This is a genomic window from Vulcanococcus limneticus LL (genome assembly GCF_002252705.1).
GTDB classification, from domain to species: domain Bacteria; phylum Cyanobacteriota; class Cyanobacteriia; order PCC-6307; family Cyanobiaceae; genus Vulcanococcus; species Vulcanococcus limneticus.
On record NZ_NQLA01000002.1, the window covers coordinates 142,780 to 166,960 of the forward strand.

Annotated in this window: 23 protein-coding genes; 15 read left to right on the plus strand and 8 right to left on the minus strand. The window is 69.2% G+C overall.

The features are described from left to right. The first annotated feature begins 51 nt into the window (after positions 1–51). From CJZ98_RS01925 to CJZ98_RS01970, 10 genes are all read left to right on the plus strand, one after another. A complete protein-coding gene (locus CJZ98_RS01925) occupies positions 52–2,235 on the plus strand; it encodes a sensor histidine kinase (protein ID WP_094587824.1) in 2,184 nt (727 codons plus the stop codon). Beyond that, complete coding sequence (locus tag CJZ98_RS01930; RefSeq protein WP_094587825.1) at positions 2,232–2,681, plus strand: response regulator; 450 nt, start codon at positions 2,232–2,234, stop codon at positions 2,679–2,681. Before CJZ98_RS01925 ends, CJZ98_RS01930 begins: the two co-directional genes overlap by 4 nt. 37 nt (positions 2,682–2,718) lie before the next feature. Beyond that, positions 2,719–3,867: a PAS domain S-box protein gene (locus CJZ98_RS01935; RefSeq protein WP_198537419.1), complete on the plus strand. Its 1,149-nt coding sequence runs from the start codon at positions 2,719–2,721 to the stop codon at positions 3,865–3,867. Continuing rightward, positions 3,804–4,133, plus strand: coding sequence for an HD-GYP domain-containing protein (locus CJZ98_RS01940; protein ID WP_198537420.1), 330 nt, complete (start codon positions 3,804–3,806; stop codon positions 4,131–4,133). Before CJZ98_RS01935 ends, CJZ98_RS01940 begins: the two co-directional genes overlap by 64 nt. A 149-nt stretch (positions 4,134–4,282) precedes the next feature. Next, entirely contained in the window at positions 4,283–5,569 is a 1,287-nt protein-coding gene (gene hemL, locus CJZ98_RS01945; protein ID WP_094587828.1) for a glutamate-1-semialdehyde 2,1-aminomutase, read from the plus strand. A gap of 261 nt (positions 5,570–5,830) precedes the next feature. Then, the gene (locus CJZ98_RS01950) at positions 5,831–7,126 is read left to right on the plus strand and encodes an ABC transporter substrate-binding protein (protein WP_094587911.1); all 1,296 of its coding nucleotides are present in this window, start codon (positions 5,831–5,833) and stop codon (positions 7,124–7,126) included. Continuing rightward, entirely contained in the window at positions 7,123–8,064 is a 942-nt protein-coding gene (locus tag CJZ98_RS01955; RefSeq protein ID WP_094587829.1) for a branched-chain amino acid ABC transporter permease, read from the plus strand. The genes CJZ98_RS01950 and CJZ98_RS01955 overlap by 4 nt, the downstream gene beginning before the upstream one ends. Before the next feature lie 33 nt (positions 8,065–8,097). Next, on the plus strand, positions 8,098–9,015 hold the full coding sequence (locus tag CJZ98_RS01960; RefSeq protein ID WP_232756111.1) for a branched-chain amino acid ABC transporter permease: 918 nt from the start codon (positions 8,098–8,100) through the stop codon (positions 9,013–9,015). Then, positions 9,012–9,839, plus strand: a complete 828-nt coding sequence (locus CJZ98_RS01965; RefSeq protein WP_198537421.1) for an ABC transporter ATP-binding protein — start codon at positions 9,012–9,014, stop codon at positions 9,837–9,839. Before CJZ98_RS01960 ends, CJZ98_RS01965 begins: the two co-directional genes overlap by 4 nt. Next, positions 9,836–10,552, plus strand: coding sequence for an ABC transporter ATP-binding protein (locus CJZ98_RS01970; RefSeq protein WP_094587830.1), 717 nt, complete (start codon positions 9,836–9,838; stop codon positions 10,550–10,552). The genes CJZ98_RS01965 and CJZ98_RS01970 overlap by 4 nt, the downstream gene beginning before the upstream one ends. Positions 10,553–10,567: 15 nt before the next feature. Here the strand turns inward: CJZ98_RS01970 and CJZ98_RS01975 are convergent, their stop codons facing one another. Then, the gene (locus CJZ98_RS01975) at positions 10,568–11,668 is read right to left on the minus strand and encodes an amino acid ABC transporter substrate-binding protein (RefSeq protein WP_094587831.1); all 1,101 of its coding nucleotides are present in this window, start codon (positions 11,666–11,668) and stop codon (positions 10,568–10,570) included. Between the two features lie 25 nt (positions 11,669–11,693). After that, on the minus strand, positions 11,694–15,530 hold the full coding sequence (locus CJZ98_RS01980) for a hydantoinase B/oxoprolinase family protein (RefSeq protein WP_094587832.1): 3,837 nt from the start codon (positions 15,528–15,530) through the stop codon (positions 11,694–11,696). Positions 15,531–15,675: 145 nt separating this feature from the next. Between CJZ98_RS01980 and CJZ98_RS18130 the strand changes: the two genes are divergently transcribed. Further along, positions 15,676–15,828 (plus strand): hypothetical protein, encoded by a 153-nt coding sequence (locus CJZ98_RS18130; RefSeq protein WP_157910835.1) that lies wholly within the window; start codon positions 15,676–15,678, stop codon positions 15,826–15,828. Between the two features lie 459 nt (positions 15,829–16,287). After that, positions 16,288–17,088, plus strand: a complete 801-nt coding sequence (locus CJZ98_RS01985; protein WP_157910836.1) for a calcium-binding protein — start codon at positions 16,288–16,290, stop codon at positions 17,086–17,088. Between the two features lie 557 nt (positions 17,089–17,645). On the opposite strand, the gene CJZ98_RS01990 is transcribed toward CJZ98_RS01985, so the two are convergent. After that, the gene (locus CJZ98_RS01990) at positions 17,646–18,137 is read right to left on the minus strand and encodes a YajQ family cyclic di-GMP-binding protein (protein ID WP_094587834.1); all 492 of its coding nucleotides are present in this window, start codon (positions 18,135–18,137) and stop codon (positions 17,646–17,648) included. An 89-nt stretch (positions 18,138–18,226) separates the two neighbouring features. On the opposite strand from CJZ98_RS01990, the gene CJZ98_RS01995 reads away from it, so the two are divergent. Beyond that, on the plus strand, positions 18,227–18,712 hold the full coding sequence (locus CJZ98_RS01995) for an MAPEG family protein (RefSeq protein WP_094587916.1): 486 nt from the start codon (positions 18,227–18,229) through the stop codon (positions 18,710–18,712). A 31-nt stretch (positions 18,713–18,743) separates the two neighbouring features. Here the strand turns inward: CJZ98_RS01995 and CJZ98_RS02000 are convergent, their stop codons facing one another. Next, the gene (locus tag CJZ98_RS02000) at positions 18,744–19,622 is read right to left on the minus strand and encodes an SPFH domain-containing protein (protein ID WP_094587835.1); all 879 of its coding nucleotides are present in this window, start codon (positions 19,620–19,622) and stop codon (positions 18,744–18,746) included. A gap of 95 nt (positions 19,623–19,717) precedes the next feature. Between CJZ98_RS02000 and CJZ98_RS02005 the strand changes: the two genes are divergently transcribed. Continuing rightward, positions 19,718–20,155, plus strand: coding sequence for an NfeD family protein (locus CJZ98_RS02005; RefSeq protein ID WP_094587836.1), 438 nt, complete (start codon positions 19,718–19,720; stop codon positions 20,153–20,155). A 23-nt stretch (positions 20,156–20,178) separates the two neighbouring features. On the opposite strand, the gene CJZ98_RS02010 is transcribed toward CJZ98_RS02005, so the two are convergent. From CJZ98_RS02010 to ebsA, 3 genes are all read right to left on the minus strand, one after another. After that, positions 20,179–20,691, minus strand: coding sequence for an LOG family protein (locus CJZ98_RS02010; RefSeq protein WP_094587837.1), 513 nt, complete (start codon positions 20,689–20,691; stop codon positions 20,179–20,181). A 92-nt stretch (positions 20,692–20,783) separates the two neighbouring features. Continuing rightward, positions 20,784–21,929, minus strand: a complete 1,146-nt coding sequence (locus CJZ98_RS02015) for a phosphotransacetylase family protein (RefSeq protein WP_094587838.1) — start codon at positions 21,927–21,929, stop codon at positions 20,784–20,786. A gap of 24 nt (positions 21,930–21,953) precedes the next feature. Next, positions 21,954–22,400, minus strand: coding sequence for a type IV pilus biogenesis protein EbsA (ebsA, locus tag CJZ98_RS02020; protein WP_094587839.1), 447 nt, complete (start codon positions 22,398–22,400; stop codon positions 21,954–21,956). 66 nt (positions 22,401–22,466) lie between these two features. Here ebsA and CJZ98_RS02025 point away from each other — a divergent pair, with 66 nt between their 5' ends. Then, positions 22,467–23,231, plus strand: a complete 765-nt coding sequence (locus CJZ98_RS02025; protein WP_232756112.1) for an NAD-dependent epimerase/dehydratase family protein — start codon at positions 22,467–22,469, stop codon at positions 23,229–23,231. Here the strand turns inward: CJZ98_RS02025 and map are convergent, their stop codons facing one another. After that, positions 23,232–24,125 carry a type I methionyl aminopeptidase gene (map, locus tag CJZ98_RS02030; RefSeq protein WP_094587840.1) on the minus strand — a complete coding sequence of 298 codons (894 nt, stop codon included), beginning with the start codon at positions 24,123–24,125 and terminating at the stop codon, positions 23,232–23,234. Between the last annotated feature and the right edge of the window lie 56 nt (positions 24,126–24,181).

The window sequence follows — 24,181 nt, forward strand, 5'->3', positions numbered from 1 at the left end:
TGACGCCACCCCCGGTGATGGCTATAGGGAAGTTGTAAGGATGACGGCGCCGTGGAGCATGACCAACCGGCGCCTGGTCCGGGCTGCGGCGCCGCCGCAGCCCGTCCCCTGAACCCCCTGGTCCCTCTGGTGGCGGCGGGCGGCTTCGCCCTGGCGAGCCTGGCGCTCAGCTGGAAGCAGAGCCAGGCGATCCAGGCCATGGCTGGCTTGATCAGCCACAGCCAGGCCGTGCTGGTGGCCCTCTCGGACGTGGACAGGGGGGTGCTCCGGGGCGATCTGGCGGCCAGCCTGCTGCGCCTGGGCTGGTTGGGCACCGCTTCAACCCTCGACTTTTCCGGCGCCGTGACGGATCGAGCACTGGCGGAGCTGCAGCGACTCACCGTCGACAACGCCAGCCAGCGGCTCCACATCGCCCGGCTGCGCTCGGCCATCACGGCGGCCCGCCTCTCCCGCGAGACCTTCAGCGACAGGAATCTGCAGTCCTCGATGGCGGTGGTGCTGGAGGAGGTGAAGCAGATCGGCGAGATCGAACACCTGCTGATGCAGCAACGCGGCAGGGCCCTGATCGACCTGCAGCGCAACCTGCTCCTGCTCCAGGCCGGCAATGGTGTGGGGGTGCTGCTGCTGTTGCTGCTCACCGCCCAATTCCTGCAGCGGGAACGGCGACGCGTGGTCGCCGCCCACGGCGAACTGGTCGAGAGCGAGGAGCGGTTTCGCCACCTGTTCACCTGCGACACCCTCGGCGTCGCCATCAGCCGCCCTGGCCCGGATGGAGCCCACCCCACCCTGCAGGTGAACCAGGCCCTGGCCGACATGCTCGGCACCACCAGGGTCGGGATCGAGGCGAAGGGCCTGGAGTCGTTCCTGCTGGACGACGGACAGCAGCGGGAATCGGAGGCCCTGGAAACGGTGCTGAACGGCGGCCAGGCCTCAGCCCGGCTCACCCTGCAGCTGCGCCATGCCAACGGTGCAGCCGTGTGCATCGAGGAGACGCTGTTCGTGCGCCACGGCGCCCACCAGGAAGTGCAGGAGGTGTTCAGGGTCCTGCTGAACGTGACGCTGGTCAAAAGCGCGGAGCAGGCCCTGCTCGAGAAGGTGGCCTACACCCGCAGCCTGATCGAAACCAGCCTCGATCCGATGGCCGTGATCAACGCCGCAGGGAAGCTCGACGATGTGAACGAGGCGACGATCCAGGCCACGGGCCTGTCCAGGAGCCTGCTGGTGGGCCGCGACTTCGCCGACTGCTTCACCGAATCGGAGCGGGCCGGCCGCGCCTATCAGACGGCCTTCGCCGAGGGGTCGGTGCGCGACTACCCCCTCACCCTGCGCCACAGCAGTGGCACCCTGACACCCGTGCTCTACAACGCCAGCACCTACTGCGATGCCAGCGGCCAGGTGCTCGGCGTCTACGCCGTCGCCCGCGACATTTCCCCGATCCGGCGGATGGAGGAGCAGCTGCGCAGCCTCAATGGCTCCCTCGAGCAGGAGGTGCAGGAGCGCACCGCCGAACTGACCCAGGCCAACCAGGAGCTGGAATCCTTCGCCTATTCCATCTCCCACGACCTGCGGGCTCCGCTGCGGGCCATCGACGGCTTCAGCCTCAAGTTGCTGCGGGGCTACGGCGACCGGCTCGATGCGGAAGGCCGGCGCCTGCTCCAGGTGGTGCGCGACAACGCCCAGCGCATGGGCACCCTGATCGATGATCTGCTGCGCTTCTCCCGCCTCGGCCGCCGCGAGCTGGAGACCACCCGCGTGGACATGGAGGCGCTGGCCAGGACGATGGCCTCGGAGCTGCTGGCCCTCGAGGGCGACCGCCAGATCGAGTTCCACTGCGGACAGCTGCCGCAGGCCCAGGGGGACCCCAATCTGCTGCGGGAGGTGTGGCTCAACCTGCTGTCCAATGCGATCAAGTTCTCGCGTTCGCGTGCCCTGGCCCACATCACGGTGGATGGCGCCGTGGAGAAGTCAGAGCTCAGCTACTGGGTGAAGGACGACGGTGCCGGCTTCGACATGGCCTACGCCGACAAGTTGTTCGGCGTCTTCCAGCGGCTCCATCGCCAGGATGAATTCGAGGGCTCTGGCGTCGGGCTGGCGCTGGTGCAGCGCATCCTGCACCGCCACGGGGGACACATTGAAGGCGAAGGCCACACGGACATCGGCGCCACCTTCCGCTTCAGCCTGCCACTGCCCCCGGCCCCTGAGAACCGATCCGCATCTGGAGCCTCGCCGCCATGACCGAGATCCACATCCCCCTGCAACTGATGCTGGTGGAGGACAACTCCGCCGATGCCGAACTGACCATCGATGCCCTGAAGGCGTCGCGGTTGATCAACAACGTGATCTGGGTGAAGGACGGGGCCAAGGCCCTGGGCGTGCTGCTCAAGGACCAGGACGAGGTCCAGCCGGGCAAACAGCTCAAGCTCGCGCTTCTGGATCTGCGGCTGCCGCGGGTGGATGGCCTGGAGGTGCTGCGCCAGATCAGGGCCAACCCAAAAACCCACCTGCTGCCGGTGGTGGTGCTCACTTCCTCGCAGGAGGAATCCGATCTGGTGCGGGCCTACGACCTGGGGGCCAACAGCTATCTGGTCAAGCCGGTGGAATCGGAAGCCTTCATCAAGGCCGTCACGGAAATCGGATTTTACTGGATGTTGCTCAACAAACTGCCTGGAGAAACGCGATGAGCACGATGACGTCGCCATCGGACCAGGCGGCCCCGCAGTGGGCGCCAACCTGCTGCTGGTGGAAGATGCACCCCAGGATTTGGAGCTGACCGTCGACGCCCTGCGCCGTGCGGGCGTGGAGCCCGTGCTGCGCCGGGGGGAGACGGAGGCCAGCTTCCGCTCCGCCCTCACCGAGCAGCGCCCCGACGCGATCCTGGCCGACTGGACCCTGCCGCAGTTCTCCGGCACCAGGGCCCTGGCGATCGCCCGCCAGGAGGCACCGGAAGTGCCGTTCCTGTTCGTCTCCGGCACCATCTCGGAGGCGGCGGCCCTGGAGGGGCTGCGGAATGGTGCGGTCGACTACGTGTTCAAGCACCAGCTCGAGAAGCTCGGTTCCGCCGTGCTGCGGGCCATCCAGGAGGGGAGGGAGCGCCTGGCCCTGGCCGACAGCGAAGAGCGCTACCGGCTTCTGTTCGAAATGGCCAAGGATGGCATCTTGATCCTCGAGGCTGATAGTGGTTGCATCACCCAGGCCAATCCCTTCATTCAGGAGCTGCTTGGCTGCCAGCCTCAGGATCTGATTGGCAAGCAGCTCTGGGAGATCAGCTCATTGCTGGATAAGGACAGGGTGATCAGCCTGTTCACCAGACTCCAGGAAACGGGCTACGTTCGCTACGAAGACATCCCCCTGCTGGCTGAGGATGGTTCCCTGAAGGATGTGGAATTCGCGAGCAACGTCTACCACGTAGGCCGACGACAGGTGATTCAGTGCAACATCCGCGACATCTCCGCCCGCCGGGCGGCTGAGCGGCAGATGCAGACCTACCAGCAGGAAACCCTGTGTAGCCTCCAGGACATGGTTGCTGCCTTCGTCAGCCTCAGTGAGACGCGTGATTCCTACACGGCGGGGCACCAGGCACGGGTGGCGGATCTGGCCAGGGCGATGGCCGTGGAGATGGGTCTCGATCAGCACCAGGTCGAAGGCATCCGCATCAGTGCCCTGGTGCATGACATCGGCAAGTTCTCCATCCCCATCGAGATCCTGATCAAGCCGACGGCCCTCAAGCAGCAGGAGATCGAGCTGCTGCGCACCCACGTCCAGGCGGGGGCGACGTGCTGCTGCCGATTCACTTCCACTGGCCGGTGGCCGAGAGCGTGCTCCATCGCCACGAACGCCTCGATGGCAGCGGCTACCCCCAGGGCCTGAGGGGGGAGGCGATCTGCCTGGGGGGCCGGATCCTGGCCGTGGCCGACACCGTCGAGGCGATGGCCACCCACCGGCCCTACCGCTTCGCCAAGGGCCTCGAGGCGGCCCTCAGCACGGTCGAGGCCGGCCGGGGCAGCCTCTATGACCCGGCTGCCGTGGACACCTGCATGAAGCTGTTTCGACAGAAGGGATACCAGCTGCCGTCCGTCGATCGGCTCCCTTACGTTGATCGGCTGCCCCAAGAAAAACAGGCAGGGGGGCCCTAAAATTCGCCCCAGGATGGATCCGGTCACCCCCGTAGCCGCCGGCGGGCCCGCGGCCGGCTCTGGGCGAGGATGGGCCACGGTTCTGTTCGCCGTTTGCGGATCCCGCCTTGACCTCGGCCTCCCCCTCAGCCCCTGTTTCGGCTCCTGCCTTGAACACCACCCGGTCCCAGGAACTCTTCAGCGCAGCCCAGAAGCTGATGCCCGGCGGCGTGAGTTCGCCGGTGCGGGCCTTCCGCTCCGTCGGCGGCCAGCCGATTGTGTTCGACCGGGTCAAGGGCGCCTACGCCTGGGACGTGGATGGCAATCGGTACATCGACTACATCGGCAGCTGGGGCCCCGCCATCTGCGGCCACGCCCATCCCGAGGTGATCGCCGCCCTGCACGCCGCCCTTGACAAGGGCACCAGCTTCGGCGCCCCCTGTGAACTGGAGAACCAGCTGGCCGAGCTGGTGATCGAGGCGGTGCCCTCGGTGGAGATGGTGCGCTTCGTCAACAGCGGCACCGAAGCCTGCATGTCGGTGCTGCGCCTGGTGCGGGCCTTCACCGGCCGCGAGAAGCTGATCAAGTTCGAGGGCTGCTACCACGGCCACGCGGACATGTTCCTGGTCAAGGCCGGCTCCGGCGTGGCCACCCTGGGCCTGCCCGACTCCCCCGGCGTGCCGCGCACCACCGCCGCCAGCACCCTCACCGCCCCTTACAACGACCTGGAGGCGGTGAAGCAGCTGTTCGCCGAGAACCCGGGTGAGATTGCGGGTGTGATCCTCGAGCCGGTGGTGGGCAACGCCGGCTTCATCACCCCCGAGCCCGGCTTCCTGGAGGGCATCCGCGAACTCACCAAGGAGAACGACGCCCTGCTGGTGTTCGACGAGGTGATGACCGGCTTCCGCATCAGCTACGGCGGCGCCCAGGCCCGGTTCGGCGTCACCCCCGACCTGACCACCATGGGCAAGGTGATCGGCGGCGGCCTGCCGGTGGGCGCCTACGGCGGCCGGGCCGACATCATGGGCCTGGTGGCCCCTGCGGGCCCCATGTACCAGGCGGGCACCCTGAGCGGCAACCCCCTGGCGATGACCGCCGGCATCAAGACCCTGGAGCTGCTCAAGCAGCCCGGCACCTACGAGCGCCTCGACGCCATCACCAAACGCCTCAGCGCCGGGATTCAGGACGCCGCCCGCAGCGCCGGCCTGCCGATCACCGGCGGCTCGATCAGCGCCATGTTCGGCTTCTTCCTCTGCGAAGGTCCGGTGCGCAACTTCGAAGAGGCCAAGGCTGCAGACACGGTTCGCTTTGGCAAGCTGCACCGCGCCATGCTCGAGCGCGGCGTGTATCTCGCCCCCAGCGCCTTCGAGGCCGGCTTCACCTCCCTGGCCCACAGCGACGCCGACATCGACGCCACGATCGCAGCCTTCCGGGACGCCTTCGCCCAGGTGGCCTGAAGAGGGGCCTAGAACCGAGAGAAAGTCACGGAACAGCTCCAGGCTGCCGGTCAAGGAGCCGTCACGCCTGGTGCTTGTGCATCCATCGCGGCGTCAACGGGCAAGGGGGGCCAACACCTGCCGCTGTCGCCAGCCACGGCAATCAGATCCCAGCGGGCGAAGGCCTTCGGCCGCAGGCTGGAACGGATGGTGAGCGCAGCCTGCAGCAGCGTGTTGACAGCGCCAGCCCAAGCGCCCAGCATCCGCTGCGATGCCCTGCCGATGACACCCACACCCCCGCCATCGACGGCTGTCAGCAACGACACGTCGCGCAGCTCCGGCCCGATCGAGCGCCGCCAGCGCGGAGCCCTGCGGCTGGCGGCCCTGTTGGCGGCCGGTATCGGCGCCCTGGCCTGGCTAGGCCGCAGCAGTGATCCGGCCGCCAAGCCACTCACGGCTGGCCCCCTCACCCTCGGGGCCGCCATCGCCTTCACCGGCAACGCCAACCTGTATGGCCAGGACCAGCGCATGGGTCTGAGCCTGGCCGAGCGCTGGGCCGGGACCAGCGCTCCGCAGGGGCGCGCCGTGCGCCTGCAGATGGAAGACGGCGCGTCCGATGAGCCCAGCGCCATCGCGGCCTTCAACCTGCTGATCCGCCAGGGGGTGATTGCCCTGATCGGGCCCACCCTGTCCCAGCAGGCCTTCGCCGCCAATCCGATCGCCCAGCGCCAGGGGGTGCCGGTGGTGGCGCCCTCCAACACCGCCAGGGGCATTCCCGAGATCGGCCACTTCATCAGCCGCGTGTCGGCCCAGAGCTCGGTGATTGCACCGCTCTCGATCGAGGAGGCCCTGCGCCGCGATCCATCGACCAAACACGTGGCCGTGTTCTACGCCCAGGACGACGCCTACAGCACCGCCGAGGTGGCGATCTTCCAGAAGGCCCTCGCCGCCCGCGGGCTCACCCCGGTCACGGTGCAGCGCACCCAGCTGGCCGACAACGACTTCCAGACGCCGATCACATCCGCCCTGCAGCTCCGGCCCCAGCTGGTGGTGCTCTCGGTGCAGGCGGTGGCCGGCGGCAACCTGATCCGCCAGCTGCGCGAGCTGGGCTACCGCGGCCAGATCGTGGTGGGGAATGGCCTCAACACGCCCAACATCTATCCGATCTGCCAGCGCTGGTGCGACGGCATCCTTATCGCCCAGGCCTACAGCCCCGAACTCAACACCCCGATCAACCGCCGCTTCCAGCAGCTGTTCCGCCAGACCCACGGCGACCGTCCGCCACCGCAGATCACCGCCCAGGCCTTCGCCGCCTACCAGGTGCTGTTTGAAGCGATCCAGCGGCTGCAGCGCAAGGGGGGCCTCACGGGCGTGACCCTCGGCCAGGCCCGTGCCGACCTGATGCAGGAACTGCTCAGCGGCACCTACGACACACCCCTGGGCCCGATCGGGTTCAGCCCCGAGGGGGAGGTGCTGCAGGATCGCTTCTACGTGGCTGAGGTGCGCATGGCCCCCGGCGGCCGCGATGGACGCTTCGCCCTGGTGCGCGAGCGCCATCTGCAGGGGAGCAAGCCGTGATCGAAGCCCTGCTCCAGACCCTGCTCAACGGCGCCGCCAGCGGTGGCGTGTATGCCCTGGTGGCCCTGGGCTACACGCTGGTGTTCTCGGTGCTCGGGGTGATCAACTTCGCCCAGGGCGCGCTCTTTTCCGTGGGGGGCTACCTCACCTTCTTGTTGATGGGCGGCAGGATCGGCGTCAACGGCGCGCTGCCAGGCTGGGGGCTACCGGGCGGATTGCCCTTCTGGCTGGCCCTGTTGCTGGCGGCGGCCGGATCCGGCCTGGTGGGGTTGCTGGTGGAGCGGGTGGCCTTCGCGCCGCTGCGGCGCCGCAACGCCGAGCCGCTGCTGGCCCTGATCACCAGCCTCGGTGCCGGTGTGGTGCTGGTGAACCTGCTGCAACTGCTGATGGGGGCCGAGGGCTACGCCTTCCCCCATGACACCAATGCCCTGGGAGGTCTGCCCGATGCCCTGGTGATCGCCGGTGCCCGCATCCGCACGATCCAGCTGTTGCTGCTGCTGATCTCCGCCGCCGCCGTGGTCGCCCTCAGCCTCTGGCTGGAGCGCAGCAAGGGCGGTCGGGCCCTGCGGGCCGTGGCGGAAGACGCCACCACCGCCCAGCTGCTCGGCATCCATAGCGAGGCCATGGTGCGACTGGCGTTCGTTCTGAGCGCCGCCCTGGCGGGACTCGGCGGCGGCCTGATCGGCGTGAGTGTGAGCCTGCCAGGGCCTTACTTCGGCATCGGCTACGGCCTCAAGGGGCTGGCGGTGCTGGTGCTGGGCGGCCTGGGCAGCGTGCCCGGCGCCATCGCCGGCGGGCTGCTGATGGGCCTGGCGGAGGCCCTGGTGCCCAGCGAGGCCTCCGGGTGGCGCGATGCCCTGGCCTTCGCCATCCTGTTCGCTGTGCTGCTGCTGCGCCCCAGGGGCCTGCTGGGCCGGCGCACGGTGGAGAAGGTGTGAGGCCATGAGGATCCCCCACCGCGAGGTGACCCCGTGATCGACAACGGCCTGCTGGTGCAGATGCTGCTCGGCGCCCTGCTGGGCCTGTCGGTGTACCTGCCGCTGGCGGCGGGGCAGCTGTCGCTGGCCACGCCGGCCTTCTACGCGGTGGGCGGCACCCTCGCCGCCCTGCTCTCCACCCGCTGGAGCGCCCTTGGGGCCACGGCCGATGGCGGGTTTCCGGTGCCCTCGCTGCTGCTGGAGATGGCACTGGGGGGCCTGCTGGCCGGGCTGCTGGCCCTGCTGGTGGGAAGGCTGGTGCTGCGGCTGCAGGGGATCTACCTGGCCATCTCCACCATCGCGCTGGTGGAGATCGTGCGGGTGGCGATCCTGAATCTGCCGTTCACCGGCGGTGCTGTGGGGATCTTCGCCATCCCCCAGCCCTTCGCCACCGCCGCCGGCTACCTGCTGCCGGCGCTGGCGCTGCTGGCCCTGGCCGGCTGGCTCTGCCAGCGGCTGGAGCTGATGCCCCTGGGCCGCGCCATGGCCGCCATCCGCAACGACGAACTCGCCGCCCGCTGCATGGGCATCGACACCACCCGGGTGAAGCTCATCGCCTTTGTGCTCAGCGCTGTGCTGGCCGGCAGCACCGGCGCCCTGGCCGCCCACTTCCTCAACACCTGGAATGCCCGCCAGGGCTCCTTCGACGCCAGCATCACCACCCTGGCCTTCGTGATCCTTGGGGGCTCGCGCACCTGGCTGGGGCCAGTGGTTGGGGGCCTGCTGCTCACGGCCCTGCCGGAGTTGCTCCGGCCGGTGGGCGATGCGCGCCTGGTGCTGTTCGGCCTGGTGATCCTGCTGGGGCCGGTGCTCGCCCCCCAGGGGCTGATCACTCCGGCCCTGCTGGAGCGGCTGGGGGGCTGGGGCCTGCGAAGCGCCGCCGGCCGAGACGCTGAGGGGGCCCAGCCATGAGCGTGCCCCTGCTGGAGGTGCGGGAGCTCAGCCGGCGTTTCGGCGGGCTGCTGGCTGTGGATCAGGTGAGCTTCGCCGTGCAACCCGGCGAGATCTTCGGGCTGATCGGCCCTAACGGTGCCGGCAAGACCACCCTGTTCAACCTGATCTCCGGCGTAACGCCGCCGAGCGGCGGCGCGGTGCTCTGGCGCGGTGCACCGATCACCGGCCAGCCGCCGCACCGGCTCAACCGCCTGGGCCTGGCCCGCACCTTCCAGAACCTGCGCCTGTTCGAGGATCTCTCGGTGCTGGAGAACGTGCTGGTGGCGCTGCAGCGTCGCCCCCGCAGCAGCGCCGCCGGAGGACTGCTCAACAGCGCCGGCCACCGGCGCGCCGAGCGCCAGCGGCTGCAGGCGGCCTGGCAGCTGCTGGAGGAGCTGGGGCTGACCGCCCTGGCCGAGCGGCAGGCGGGCACCCTCGCCTACGGCGATCGGCGACGGCTGGAGATGGCCCGGGCCCTGGCCACGGACCCATCGCTGCTGCTGCTGGATGAACCCGCCGCCGGCCTCAACCCCGCCGAAAAGGACCAGCTCTGCCAGCTGATCGCCGCGCTGCGCCAGAGCCACCAGCTCACGGTGATGATCATCGAGCACCACGTACCGCTGCTGATGCGGCTGTGCGATCGGATGGCCGTGCTGGATTTCGGCGTACGCATCGCCCTGGGCACCCCCGAAGACGTGCGCCGTGACCCGCAGGTGATCGAGGCCTACCTCGGCACGGGGAGTGGAGCGGGCAGTGGGAGTGGCGGTGGCAGTGGCAGTGGCAGTGGATGCAGCGCGTCATGAGCACCCCCCTGCTGGAGATCCAGGGACTGAGCGTGCACTACGGCAGCGTGCAGGCCCTCGACGGCCTCGACCTGGCGGTGCACGCGGGCGAACTGGTCACGCTGCTCGGCTCCAACGGTGCCGGCAAGAGCACCACCCTGCGGGCCATCTCGGCCCTGGTACCCGCCGCCGCGGGGCAGATCCTCTGGCGCGGCGGCAGCCTGGCGGAGGTGCCAGCCCATCGCCTGCTGAAACTGGGCATCGGCCACTGCCCGGAGGGCCGGCGGGTGCTCAGCCGCCAGAGCGTGGTGGACAACCTGATGCTGGGCGCCTACCTGCGCCGCGACACCGCCACCATCCGCACCGATCTGGAGCGCTGCTACGGGCTGTTTCCGCGTCTGGCGGAGCGACGCAGCCAATTGGCTGGCGCCCTGTCGGGCGGCGAGCAGCAGATGCTGGCGATCGCGCGGGCGCTGATGGGCCGGCCAGAGCTACTGATGCTGGATGAACCCAGCCTGGGCCTGGCCCCCAAGCTGGTGGGCGAGGTGATGGCCGCCCTGGCCCAGCTGCACCGGGACGGGCTGACGATCCTGCTGGTGGAGCAGAACGCCCAGGCCGCCCTGAGCATCGCCGATCGGGGCGTGGTGCTGGAGGCGGGGCGCCTCACCCTGGCGGGCCCGGCAGCTGAGCTACTGGCCGATCCCACGCTGCAGGCCGCCTACCTGGGGGGCTGAGGAATGGACTGGCAGTCAGCGGAAGGGCGGTGCGATCAGCAGGCCACCGTGGCTCCAGAGCTCGTTGGCGCCACGCTCCAGCCCCAGGGGTGACCCCTTGCCCAGGTTGCGCTCGAACAGCTCGCCATAGTTGCCCACCGCCGCCACCGCCTTGGCGGCGAAGTCGGCCGGGAGGCCCAGGGAGCGGCCGAGCTCGCCCTCCAGGCCCAGGAAGCGCCGCAGCCGTGGCTGGCGCGGATCGGAGCGGGCCCGGGCCGTGAGTGCCGCCACGTTGGCGCGCGTCACCCCCTGCTCCTCCGCCTCGATCAGGGCGTAGGCAATCCAGCGCACCGCATCGGCCCAGATGGGATCGGCCTGGCGGCTGGCGGCCGCCATCGGCTCCTTGCTCAGGGCCTCCGGTAGCAGCCGGTGGGCGGCCGGGTCGGGGAAGAGGGTGCGGCGGGCCGCCAGGCCGGAGCGATCACTGGTGACGGCGGTGCAGCGGCCCGAGAGGTAGGCGGCGAACGTCTCGTCGGCGTTGCGGTAGCGCAACGGCACATAGCGCAGGCCCAGGCTGCCCATGCGGTCGGCCAGCACGCCCTCGTTGGTGGAGCCGCTCACCACACAAACCGGTCGGTCGGCCAGATCGGCCAGGCGGCGGATGCCGCTGGCGCCCGGCACCAGCACGGCGCCACCGTCGTAGAAGAGGATCGGCCCAAAGGCCAGGCCGTTGCCGCCGGGGGCATCCCGGCTCAGGTTCACGGTGGTGTTGCGCGAGAGCAGGTCCACATCGCCACTGGCCACGGCGGTGAAGCGATCGTTGCTGGAGAGGAGCCGCAGCTCCACGCGGTTGGGGTCGCCCAGCACCGCCGCTGCCACCGCCCGGCAGAACTCCACGTCGAAGCCCGTATAGCGGCCATCGGCGCCGAGGCTGCTGAAGCCGGGCAGCTGACCGTTGATGCCGCACACCAGGGCCCCGCGCTGGCGCACCTGGCGCAGGCGCTCGCTCTGCAGCTGGTCGCCAGCCGCATCGCGGCCGGCCTCCCCACAGCCAGCCAGCTGGCCGGCCGTGAGCAGCGCCAGCAGCGGCAGGATCCAGATCCGCGGTGAGGACCGTCGCGGCCGCGGCTGCGCCATGGGCCTCCAGCTGGGGGACGCGAATCTAGGTGCCATAGCCACCCCCACCTGGGGTCTCGATCCGCAGCCGATCGCCAGGTTCCAGCGCCAGCTCGGCACGCCCCCCCAGCTCCTCCCAGGCGCCCTCGGCGCGCTGAAGGCGATTGCGGCCAAGGGCTGCCGCGCCGCCGCCGGCCAGCCCGAAAGGGGGCACCCGGCGCGAACCGCTGAGCAGCGACACGGTCATCGGCTCGAGGAAGCGCAGCTGCCGCACCACTCCGTCGCCGCCACGCCAGTGACCCACGCCACCACTGCCACGGCGAATGGCGAACTGCTCCAGCCGCACGGGAAATCGCTCCTCGAGAATCTCGGGATCGGTGAGGCGCGAGTTGGTCATGTGGCTCTGCACGGCATCGGCGCCGGCAAAGCCCTGGCCGCCGGCCTCAAGCCCGGCGCCGGTGCCACCGCAGATCGTCTCGTAGTACTGACAGCGGGCGTTGCCAAAACTGAGGTTGTTCATCGTGCCCTGGGCGGCGGCCATCACCCCCAGGGCGCCGAACAGGGCGTTGGCCACGGCCTGGGACGTCTCCACATTGCCGGCCACAACCGCCGCCGGTGGGCGCGGATGCAGCAGGCAGCCCTCCGGCACCACCAGCTCCAGGGGCTCGAAACAGCCGGCATTGAGCGGGATGGGCCGATCCACCAGGCAACGGAACACGTAGAGCACCACGGCCTTGGTGATCGCCAGGGGGGCATTGAGGTTGCCGCCCATCTGCTGGGGTGATGTGCCGCTGAAGTCGATGCGGGCACGGCGGGCGGCCCGATCCACCGTGATCACCACCGACACCTCCAACCCGTCGTCGAGGGGCAGGAGGAAGGCTCCGTCGTGGAGCCGATCGATCACGCGCCGCACGGCCTCGGCGGCGTGGCGCTGCACATGGCCCAGGTAGGCCTGCACCAGCGGCAGACCCTCGCGCCGGATCAGCGCCTGGAGCCGCTCCACCCCCAGGCGGTTGGCGGCCACCTGGGCCTGCAGGTCGGCCAGGAGCTGGTCGGGATTGCGCACGGGCCAGGGGCCCGCCAGGAGCCGCTCTCGCCAGATCGCATCCAGGAAGACGCCATCCCGCAACAGCGGCACGTTGTCGAGCAGCAGGCCCTCCTCCTCGATGCGGCGGCTGTGGGACGGCATCGAGCCCGGCGTGATGCCGCCCACATCGGCGTGGTGGCCGCGGGAGGCCACGAACAGCACCGGAACGGTCAGCGCCGCGGCCTCTGGGTCCAGCCCCTCGGCAAACACCGGCGTGATCACGGTGATGTCCGGCAGGTGGGTGCCGCCGTTGAAGGGGTTGTTGGTCACCACAGCATCACCGGGAACCAGCGGCGGATGCTCACCCCGCCGGACAGCCGCCAGCAGCGCCGCCACGCACTCGCCCATCGAGCCCAGGTGCACGGGGATGTGGGGCGCATTGGCCACCAGCGCCCCTTCTCCATCGAACACGGCACAGGAGAAATCGAGCCGCTCGCGAATGTTCACAGAGGAACTGGTGAGCTGCAGCCGCGTGCCCATCTGCTCGGCGATGGCGGCAAAGCGGTTGTGAAACAACTCCAGCAGCACGGGGTCGGGGGCTTGCGGGTCCTCCGGCACCCTCGGGTCCTGGCGCCTCAGCCCGGGCGCCCCAGCAGTCCCAGGAACGGGGCAGAGATCGGCAGAGGAGAGATCGGCGGATGGCAGCGCAGCGACGTGGCGGAACAGCAGCTCATCACCTGGGAGCAGCTCGGCACTCCAGCCGGGCAGCAGCAGGTTGGTGCCGGTGGGATCCACGATCAGGGCCGGCCCCAGCAAAAGGCCCGCCCCGCGCAGCTGGTCCCGCTGGAGCAGCGGGGCCTCGCACCAGGCCCCGGCGACATAGAGCCGGATCTGGCGGGGTAGCGCCCTCGGGGCAGCGTCGCTGCCCGGCGACGACGGAACAGCTCCGCCGGGGATCGAGCCGGGGCCGGCCGCGGTGCCGCGCTGAAGCGGCTGCCCCGCTCGGATCCGCTCCACACTGAGGCGCTCCACCACAGGCCGCAGCGGCTGACCATCCCGGTCCAGGGGGCGGTAGCCGAAGCGCCGCTCGTAGCGACTGGCAAAGCCCTCCAGCAGCTGGTCCAGGGGGGTCCAGGGAAGGGGGATGACACTGTCGCTGCCGGGAGTGCGCAGCTGGAGCTGGACGTCGCAGCGCTCACCTTCCCGGAGCGCAGCGCCAGCCAGGGACTCCATCAGCTCATGCCGCAGCTGCGTGAGCTCCTCCAGCAGCTCGGGGGTCAGAGGCCGGCGCACCGTGCGCTCCAGCAGGCAGCGCTCCTCCGCCAGGCCGATGCCGTAGGCGGAGAGCACCCCTGCCAACGGGTGCAGCAGTACCTGGCGGATGCCCAGGGCTTCCGCCAGGGCGCAGGCGTGCTGGCCGCCGGCACCGCCGAAGCAGCAGAGGGCGGCGCGGCGCACGTCGTGCCCCTGCTGAATCGAGATGCGGCGGATCGCCTCGGCCATGCGCTCCACGGCGATCGCCAGGGCTCCCTCCGCCAGCTGCTCAGGCGGGCGCGGGGACGCCTCCAGAGACACCTCCGGGGACGCCGCCAGCTCCTGGGCCAGCGCCTCAAACCGCAGGCCCACCACATCGGGATCGAGGGGCTGATCGCGAGCGGGCCCGAACAGCGCCGGGAATGCCTCGGGCTGGAGGCGGCCCAGCAAGAGGTTGGCATCGGTGAGGGTCAGCGGCCCGCCGCGGCGGTAGCAGGCGGGGCCCGGATCGGCCCCGGCGGAGGCCGGACCCACCTGCAGCCGCTGGCCATCGCAGGTGATCACCGAACCGCCACCGGCGGCCACGGTGTGGATCTGCAGCATCGGGGCCTGCAGGGTGAAGCCGGCCACCTGGGCCTGCTCACGCCGCTCCCACACGCCATCCGCGTAGCAGACGTCCGTGGAGGTGCCGCCCATGTCGAAGCCGACGACCGTGGTGAAGCCAGCGGCCGCCGAGGTGCGCACCGCCCCCACCAGGCCACCGGCGGGCCCGGAGAGGAGCGTGTCCTTGGCCCGCAGCTGCTCGGGGGCGATCAGCCCACCGCTCGACTGCATCACCCTCAGCTCCACCTCCTCCCCGAGGGCGGTGCGCACCTGCTGCAGATAGCTCTGCAGTACTGGGCCCAGATAGGCCTCCAGCACGGTGGTCTGGGCGCGGGGCACCAGCCGAGGCAGGGGGCTGACCCGGTGGGAGAGCGCCACCGATCCAAACCCCAGCTTCTCGAGCCAGGCCCCCAGTTCCAACTCATGGCGGGGGTGGTGGTAGGCATGCAACAGCGCCACCGCGACACTCTGGTAGCCGTCGACGAGAGCACGCCGCAAGGCAACGTCCAGCTCCCGGCCGTCGGGTCCAGCCAAGTCCAGGGGCTCCAGTTCGGAGCCATCGGCCGCAAGCCTCCCGGGCACCTCCAGCACCCGGCCCTCCAGGGGTTCGGGCCGCTCGATGCGCAGGGCAAAGAGATCGGGCCGGTGTTGGTCGCCGATGCGAAGCAAATCGGCGAAGCCCCGGTTCACCAGCAGCAGGGTGGGCACGCCACGGCGCTCCAGCAGGGCATTGGTGGCCACCGTGGTGCCCAGCCGCACCTCCTGGATCAGCCCCGCCGGCAGGGGCTCGCCATCGCCCGAGGCGTCCGTACCGGCCAGCCCCAGCACGTCGTGGATCGCCCGTACGGCCGGATCCCCGGGCTGATCCGGCTGCACCGAGAGCAACTTGCGCACCACTAGCTCACCGCTGGGGGAGCAGCCCACCAGGTCGGTGAAGGTGCCGCCGCGGTCGATCCAGAAGCGCCAGCCGCTGCGAACGACGGGCGGAACTGCAGACATCGGCGCAGACGGACAAGAGCTCCCATTGAAGCCGGGCCGCCCCAGTCGCATCCGGTCACAACTGGCGGTGGAGCGGTTGCAGGCGAGTCACCCGCCGCCGGTCCACGACTGGCAGGCTCTGGTCCCCGAACCCTCGTCAGATCCCATGGCCAATCCCATGCTGGAGCGGTTCTGCCGGCTCGTGTTGCTCTCCGTGCTGCTGGTGGCCGGCGTGATCGGCGCCACCCAGGAGGCGAATGCCAACAGCGGCAGCCGGGAGCTCAGCACCAGCGCGAACACCGGGAGAACTCAGCTGTAGTTCTTAAACCAAGCAGTTCCGTTCAGACCAGTGCGCTGCAAGGGACCTGAGGGGACCTAATTCCCCGACAGATTCGCTCCGTACTACTCGGCACTTGATGCACCGAACCTGCCCATCAACGCTGGCTCTGTCTGCTGGCAGATAGGTCAAAGACCAACGGAAGCACCCATCACCGGGTGCGTGCAAGGCCAAACCGCCTTGCCCTGCCTAGGACATCGAGCCTCGAATCATCATGGGGCCCCGCGCAGGAGACTCTCTCGGGGCTGCGAGCTGTGGGCCGTGGCAACGGCTGGGAAGCAAAGGCCCCGGTCAACCGAGTGAACCGCTCGGCTCAGCCAGTCCATCGCCCGACGGGCCGGATGGCGGCCCTGAGGTCACTGGCCTGAATGCCCAACAGGATGCTAGTATCACAGAAGCAGAATCTTGGAAATGTCCCTTCGGGAGCTCGAGGAAGTCGGCATGACCTCCGATGACATCAAACTTGATGACGACAGCAAGAATCGGTCTGGAGGCGGAGCGTCCGACGATGACTCGCGTAACAGCAATAGCTCCGCGAACAACTCATCCGGCAGTGATTCATCCGGCAGTGATAAGTCTGACGATCTGAGCGGCGGCGACAGTGACGACAACCTCTCAGGAGGCCTCGGCGACGACAGCATCCGTGGGGGCGCGGGTTCCGATGATCTAAATGGGGACGATGGAGATGATGACATTTCCGGTGATTCTGGCAACGACACAATCCGCGGTGGAAATGGATCTGACGACCTCTTTGGCGGCGACGGTGACGATGACATGCGCGGCAACATGGGCGAAGACACCCTCCTGGGTGGCATCGGCAATGACGACCTCTACGGCGGCAAAGACGACGATGACCTCTGGGGAGGCGAGGGAGATGACATTCTTCGCGGTAATATGGGGAGCGATGACCTACTTGGAGGCTTCGGCAATGACGAGCTTTACGGCGGCAAGGACAATGACTCACTGACCGGCCAAGACGGCTCCGACAGGCTCAGCGGCGATCTTGGCGATGACATCCTGACAGGTGGACTTGGTGCCGATGTCTTTGTGGCCAGCCCTGGCAATGATGTAGCAACTGATTTCAATGCCGCTGAGGGGGATCGAATCTTTGTTCCGTCAAGTGCCTTCACCCTAAATCAGGTCGGCAGTGATCTCGTATTGAGCTACGACCTTGGCACCCTCAAGCTCATCAATGTGGACATCACTGGCTTTGACCCAGCCTATGTGCAAACAAGCCCATAGAAATCTCCCCGCAATTCAGAACGCTTCAACTTGCCCCTGCCAGGGGACGGCATCTCGGGACTCCCGGCTAATTGTTGCTCGGGATTGTCATGCAGACGTCGGCCCTAGGTCCACTTCAGCCCTGTGATTACTGGGTTCCGCCCACGGCATGCCAAAGCCTCTTGGTCCGTGGTCAGGTTGATGTACCAGGAACAAGGACATCCGTAGGATGACCAAAACTTCGCCGATAATGACGGCGGTCTTCGCCTTACTAGCGTTAACTCGGCCCTACCCGATCTCCATCGGGCCATATCGAGGGAGGGCGTGAACACCCCAGTGCTGTGCGTCGTTCTGTACACCTGGACTCACAGGCCCTTGCACTGGCCAGGGCCGCTTCCAACCGCTCAGAGGCCGCGGCCTATGCCTGCAATTTCCGTAGGTTCAACTACTCCTGTCTTAACCATTGCTGCTCCCCCACCTTTTGGCACAGATCAAGGGGGACGTGGCGCATCAAGAACCAGTCCCCCTGCATCAACACTCCGGTGGAGGTACAGAAGTCGTCGCGGAGAACGCTATCCCTACCGATAGTTTTCAAACTGCAGCGGCACCTCCACGTCCTGGGCCTTGAGCAGCTGGATGGCCTGCTGCAGGTCATCCTTGTTCTTACCGGTCACGCGCAGGCTCTCGCCCTGGATGGCCACGGTCACTTTCTTGAGGTTGTCGCGCACGGTCTTGCTGAGCTCCTTGGCGAGCTCCTTGCTCAGGCCCTTGCGCAGCTTCACCACCTGCTGCAGCCGGTTGCCACCCACGGGCTCGGGGGTCTGGAAGTCGAAGATCTTGAGCGACAGGTTGCGCTTGGTGGCCTTCTGGCGCAGCACGTCCTCCACCGCCTGCAGGGTCAGGTCGCTGGCGGTGTTGATGGTGAGGCTGGTCTCCTCCAGGGCGATCTCGGTCTTGGAGTCCTTGAGGTCGTAGCGGGTGGCCACGTCGCGACGCACCTGGTCCACCGCGTTCACGAGCTCCTGGCGGTCGAAATCCGAAACGACGTCAAAGGAGTAGGAATCGGCCATGGGGGGCGGGACAGGGGGCAGCTCCCCCGCAGCCTAGAAAAGGGATGTTCCAAGGCCTAGCTCCCCTGGCCGGCCTGGCCCCGATGCCCATGCTTTCCCTGAGCGGCTCCTCCGCCCTGTCTGTCCTCGCCCTGGCCCTGCCACCCCAGCTGGTGAGCGCCACTGGGGCGCCGTATGCCTGGTCGCTGCTGCTGGCCAGCGCCACGGTGATCGCCAGCGTGGTTCCCCTCGGTGCCGCCCGCTCCCAGGCCAATTTTCAGGTGACCGATCTGGCGGCGCCCCGGGCCATGTTCGAGCGGCTGCCGGACTGGGGCAAAAGGGCCAGCTGGGCGCACCAGAACAGCTTCGAGGCCTTCACCCTGCACGCCCCGGCGGCGCTGCTCTGCCTCGTGGCCGGCGTTGATTCGCCGGTGGCGATCGCCGCGGCCTGGCTGCACCCCCTGCTGCGCCTGATCTACATCCCGGCCTACGTGGCCAACGTGCCACCACTGCGGGCCCTGTGCTGGGCCACGGGTCTGGCCTGCAGCGGCCTCCTCTACCTGGAGGGGCTCAAGGGAGTGCTGGCCGCTGGCTGAGCGCTCGGGCTGATCGCCCTGGTGTGGGGCTTCAGCCCTTGTCCTGCAGGTTGCGCAGGGCCGTAAGCAGGGAGGCGGGGCTCTGGGGATCCACCAGCAGCACGCTGCCGCCGGGGGCCTTGGCCAGCTCCTCGCCCATGGCCATCCAGTCCTTGGCGAGCAGCAGCCGCAGGCTCTCAGCTCCCGCCGGATGGGCCTCGATCACCTTGGCCAGCTCGGCCGCCGCCTCGGCCCGGGCCCGGGCCATCAGCGACTGCTGCTTGGCCTTGGCCTCCGCATCCAGCAGCAGCGATTCGGCCCGGCCCCGGGCCGCGTTCACCTGGGAGTCGCGCTCCCCCTCGGAGCGCAGGATCGCCGCCCGCTTCTCGCGCTCGGCCGTCATCTGCTGCTCCATCGCCTGCTGCACCCCCTGGGAGGGCACGATGTCGCGCATCTCAACGCGGGTCACCTTCACGCCCCAGGGGTCGGTGGCCTGGTCCAGCTCCTTGAGCAGCACCTCGTTCACCTCGCTGCGGGTGGTGAAGGTCTGGTCCAGGTCGAGCTTGCCCATCTCGGCGCGGATCTGGGTGAGCACCAGGTTCACCATCGCCGCCTGCAGGTTGTCGAGGGCGTAGTAGGCCCGCGCGTGGTCGAGCAACTGCCAGTACACCACCGCATCCACCTCGATCGACACGTTGTCGCGGGTGATGCACTGCTGGGGCGGGATGTCCAGCACCCGCTCCTTAAGCGACTCCTTGCTCACCACCTTCTCCACCACCGGCAGCACGAAGGACAGCCCCGGCTTCAGCTCCCGGTCGAACTTGCCGAGCCGCTCCACCAGAACCGACCGGCCACCGCTGGTGACCTTGACGCTGCCCAGGCCGAGAAAGGCCAGCAGCACCAGGGCCGGCAGGGAAAAGAGGGTTTCCATCGCAGGGGATCCGGCGGAGCGGAACGAACAGGTGCCCAGGCTAGGAAGGGGCTCCTGGCGCTACCACCGGCGCTGGGCCGCCCCAGAATCAGGCCATGGCATCCCTGATCTGGCTGGCCCTCGCGGGCGTGTTGCTGCTGGTGGAACTGGCGGTGCCGGGCTTCGGCGGCTTCCTGATGGCCAGCGTGGCCGCCCTGGTGCTGGCCAGCCTGGCGGGACTGGCCCTGGCGCCGGGCCTGCAGTGGATCCTGTTCGTGGGCCTCACCGCGGCCGGCAATCTGGTGCTCTGGCGCTGGTCGCGGCGCCAGCGGCCGACCCGGCCGCTGCAGAGCAGCCAGGCGGACCTGGCGGAGGTGATCGAGGGCTTCGGCGGCGCCGATGGGGCGCCCGGCCAGGACGGCAGCCTGGGGCGGGTGCGCTGGCAGGGGCAGAGCTGGGCCGCCGAGAACCTGGGACCCTCCAGCGCCCTGGCCCCCGGCACCCGGGTCACGGTGATGGGGCGGGAGGGCACCCGCTTGCAGGTGATGCCCTGAGCCGCCGGGGCCGCGGCGCCCCCTCAGTCGAAGAACATCAGGCTCACCACCTTGCCCATGTCCTCGGCGCTACGGCAGCTGGCCAGCAGGGTCTCGCTGTCGTGGAAGGCGTAGCAGATCAGCTGGTCGCAGCGGCTGATGATCTCCTGGTTGCAGAGGCTGCTGGCCATCGGCAGCGGCAGCTCGTCGTGCTCGGGCTTCTCCACCAGGTGCAGCACCTGCTCCAGCTGGTCGCGGGATTCGCGCGGCTGGCGGTCCAGGCTCTGGGGCAGCAACACCGTGAGCCGCGAGGGCTCCACCTCCAGCACGCTGCGGATCACGGCGGAGTTGACCCCCTGGGCGCCGGAGGTGATCAGGTTGTGGCCCTCCTGGGCCAGGGAGCGGGCCACCAGTTCCACCAGATGCACCGACACCACCGGCACGTGGCGGCTGCCGAGGATGGCGATGCGCCGCTTGCTGCGGTCCTGGAGCATGGCCAGCTCCTGGGCCAGGGTGTCAATCCGGTCCAGTGCCGGTAGATCGAGGGACCGGGTCACTGCACGCCCATAGCCGTTGGCTCGAAACTAGCAGTGCCGCAAGGGAATCCGACGCTCAGGCCCCTTCTGGCACCATTGATCGGGCGAGTGGTTCAGGCCGCCACCGGCAGGCGCAGCTGGCGGTAGAGGCGCTCGAAATCGCAGTACTCCTCCACCAGGCGGAAGGCGTAGCTGGCCTTCACCGATTCGTGCAGCCGCACGTGGCCGAAGGTGCGCTCGATCACCTCCACGGTGGTGAGGGTGTCGTGCTCCACCTTGAGCAGCGGCACCTCCAGCTCCTCCGCCCGGGAGATCAGCTGGGGCAGGGGTTCGCCGGCGCCGGTGAGAATCAGGCACTGGGTGGAAGCCTCCAGGGCCGCCAGCTGGATGTCGGTGCGATCGGCTCCGGTCACCACGGCCATGTTGCGGCGGCGGCGGAAGAACTCCATGGCGGAGTTCACGTTCATGGCGCCGATCGAGAGGGTCTCCACCAGCAGGTCGAGCCGCTCGCGGCAGCAGAGCACGCGGGCATCGAGGCGGCGGGCCAGCTCCTCCACGGTCACGCTGCGCAGCAGCGGGCTCCGGGGCATCACCCCCAGCACCGGGATGCCGAGCCGCTCCAGGGCCGGCACCACCTCAGCGCGCAGCTGGGGCACCGCATCGGGGGTCACGGCATTGAGCACCACGCCGGCCAGCTGGCTCCCCAGCAGGCCATGGGCCTGCAGCAGGGCATCGGCGCTGCCGGCGTCGCTCCAGGGGTGGACCAGCACCACGGGCGCCTGCAGGGAACTGGCCAGCTGGGGCAGGCTGAGGCCGTAGAGCAGGCCCTCGCTGAGGCTGCCGGCGGCCTCCAGCAGAGTGAGGCCTTCGCCGGCAGCAGCCAGGCGGGCCCGGAAGGCCTCGAAGCCAGCTCCGGCGTCAAGATCGCCGGCCAGCAGCCGGGCCTGGGCGGCGGCGGGCTCCAGCAGGTGGGCGGAGGGCAGCAGCTGGTCGTCCGCGAGGCCCAGGATCTGGCCGACGAAGCGCACGTCGTCGTCGATCAGCTCAGAGCCAGGCGTGACCGACCCGGCGGCATTGAGAGCGTCAGCGGGCGTGGTGGCATCGAGGCTGGTGGCCAGGGGCTTGCCGAAGCGCACGGAGATACCCCGCTGCAGCAGTTGCCGGGCCAGGCCCAGCACCAGGGCCGACTTGCCGCTGAAGGGCTCGCAGGAGCCCACCAGAAGGGCGGCGCCGGGAGCGGAGGGGCTGGCCTGGCCCATGCCGTAGGTGCGGGTCGGGGGAATCTAGGTGGCCGCCGCAGGCGGCAAGGCGCCCACCAGCAGCCAGCGCCAGAAGCTCTCGGGCAGGTCCGCCGGGGTGCTGGAACCCTGCTGGGCCTCCAGCAGATCCATCAGCCAGAGCACCAGCAGGTAGGTGGGCAGGCTGAAGGTGTAGCTCACCTCGGGCAGGGCCGGGAATCGCAGGATGCAGCTGCTGAGCTCCTGGGGAGAGCCCGCCGCCGACCAGCTGAACTCAAAGTCATGGCCGCCGCCGGGTCGCAGGGCCCGGTGGCCGCTGGTCCGGCCGCGGGCCATCAGCTGCAGGGCCTGCTCCAGCCGCGCCGCCCTGTTCACGCCGTCGCAGTAGGGGGCGTACAGGGCCACCAGGGCCGCCGCGCTGCCCAGATCCTGGCTCAGGGTCTGGGCCTGCCCCAGTTGCTCGCCGAGATGTTCCCCCAGGCCCGCTGCCATCCACCCCAGCACGCATGCCCCAAGGATGGCGCATGCTGGCCACAAGACCACCCCCGCAGTAGATCCGTGGCCCCGCATCCAGGTTCGCCGACCGGTCCCTGGCAGGGGCGCCGCATCGCCATCACCGGCGCCAACGGCAGCCTCGGCCGTGCCCTGATCCGGGTCCTGCACCGCGAGGGGGCCCGGATTCTGGCCCTCACCAGCGCCGCAGCCGGCACCAGCGATCCCCTGGTGGAGCGCGATGAGGCAGGGGCGCCGATCCCGCTGGAGCTGGTGAGCTGGCGCTGCGGGGCGGAGGAGGAGCTGGCGGGTGTGCTGGCCGATGTGGACGTGCTGGTGCTCAACCATGGCGTGAATGTGCACAGCGCCCGCAGCGCCGAGGCCACCGGGCTCTCGCTGGAAGTCAACGCCCTGAGCAGCTGGCGCCTGCTGGAGCTGTATGCCGAGCTGAAGCCGGCCCGGGCCAGCGACCGACCCCGGGAGGTGTGGGTCAACACCTCGGAGGCGGAGATCCAACCAGCCCTGAGCCCCCTCTACGAGCTCAGCAAGCGGCTGCTGGGCCAACTCACGAGCCTGCGGGCCCTGGATCTGGCCGGCCCGGAGCTGCGGATCCGGCGCCTGGTGCTGGGGCCGTTCCGCTCCCCCCTCAACCCGATCGGCGTGATGGGGGCCGACTTCGTCGCTCGGGAGATTGTGCGCCAGGTGGGCTGGAACCTGGGGCTGGTGATCGTGACCCCCAACCCGCTCACCTACCTGCTGATGCCGGTCACGACCCTGGGCCGCTGGCTCTACTTCCGGCTGCTGACGCGGCCGTCGCCTGACCCGGGCTGATCAGAACTCCCGGTCGGTGAGGATCTCGCAGCCGTCGCTGGTCACGGCGATGGTGTGCTCCCACTGGGCCGAGAGGCTGCCATCCACGGTCACCACAGTCCAGCGGTCCTTGAGGGTGCGGCAGGCCTTGCTGCCGGCGTTGAGGATCGGCTCCACCGCCAGGGTCATGCCGGCCCGCAGCTTCATGTTGGGCAGGTCGCGGGTGCGGTAGTTGAACACCGAGGGCTCCTCGTGCAGGTTCCGGCCCACGCCGTGGCCCGTGTAGTCCTCCACCACTGCGTAGCCGTGGGCCTCGACGTGGTCCTGCACGGCGCCGGCGATGTCAAGCAGGGTGTTGCCGGCCTTGATCTGGGCCAGGCCCTTCATCAGCGACTCCTGGGCCACGCGGGTGAGGCGCTGGGCCTCCTCCGTGGCGCCCTCGCCGACGCAGAGGCTCACGCAGCTGTCGCCGTGGTAGCCGTCGAAGTAGGCGCCGGTGTCGATCTTGACCAGATCGCCCGCTTTGATCACCCGCTTGCTGCTGGGGATGCCGTGCACCACCTCGTTGTTGATCGAGGCGCAGATGCTGGCGGGGAAGCCGTGGTAGCCCTTGAAGCTGGGTACGGCGCCCATCTCGCGAATGCGCTTCTCCGCGTGGCGATCCAGGTCGCCGGTGGTCATGCCGGGGGCTGCGATCTCCAGGATCTCGCGCAGCACCGTGGCCACGATGCGGCTGGCCTGGCGCATGGTCTCGATCTCGCGGGCGCTCTTGATCTCCACGCCGCGGCGGCTCTTCTGAATGCGGGGACCGGTGGCCACTGCCGTCGCCACCGGGGCCGCGATCCCCTTGCCGGCACTGGTACCGGCCCCCGCCGCCCGGGTGGAGCTAGCCAGCAGATCGGCAAAGAGGTTCATCGGGTCAGTCCAGGACCGGACTTCAAGTTAGAACTTCGGCCCGGGAGCTGACGGTT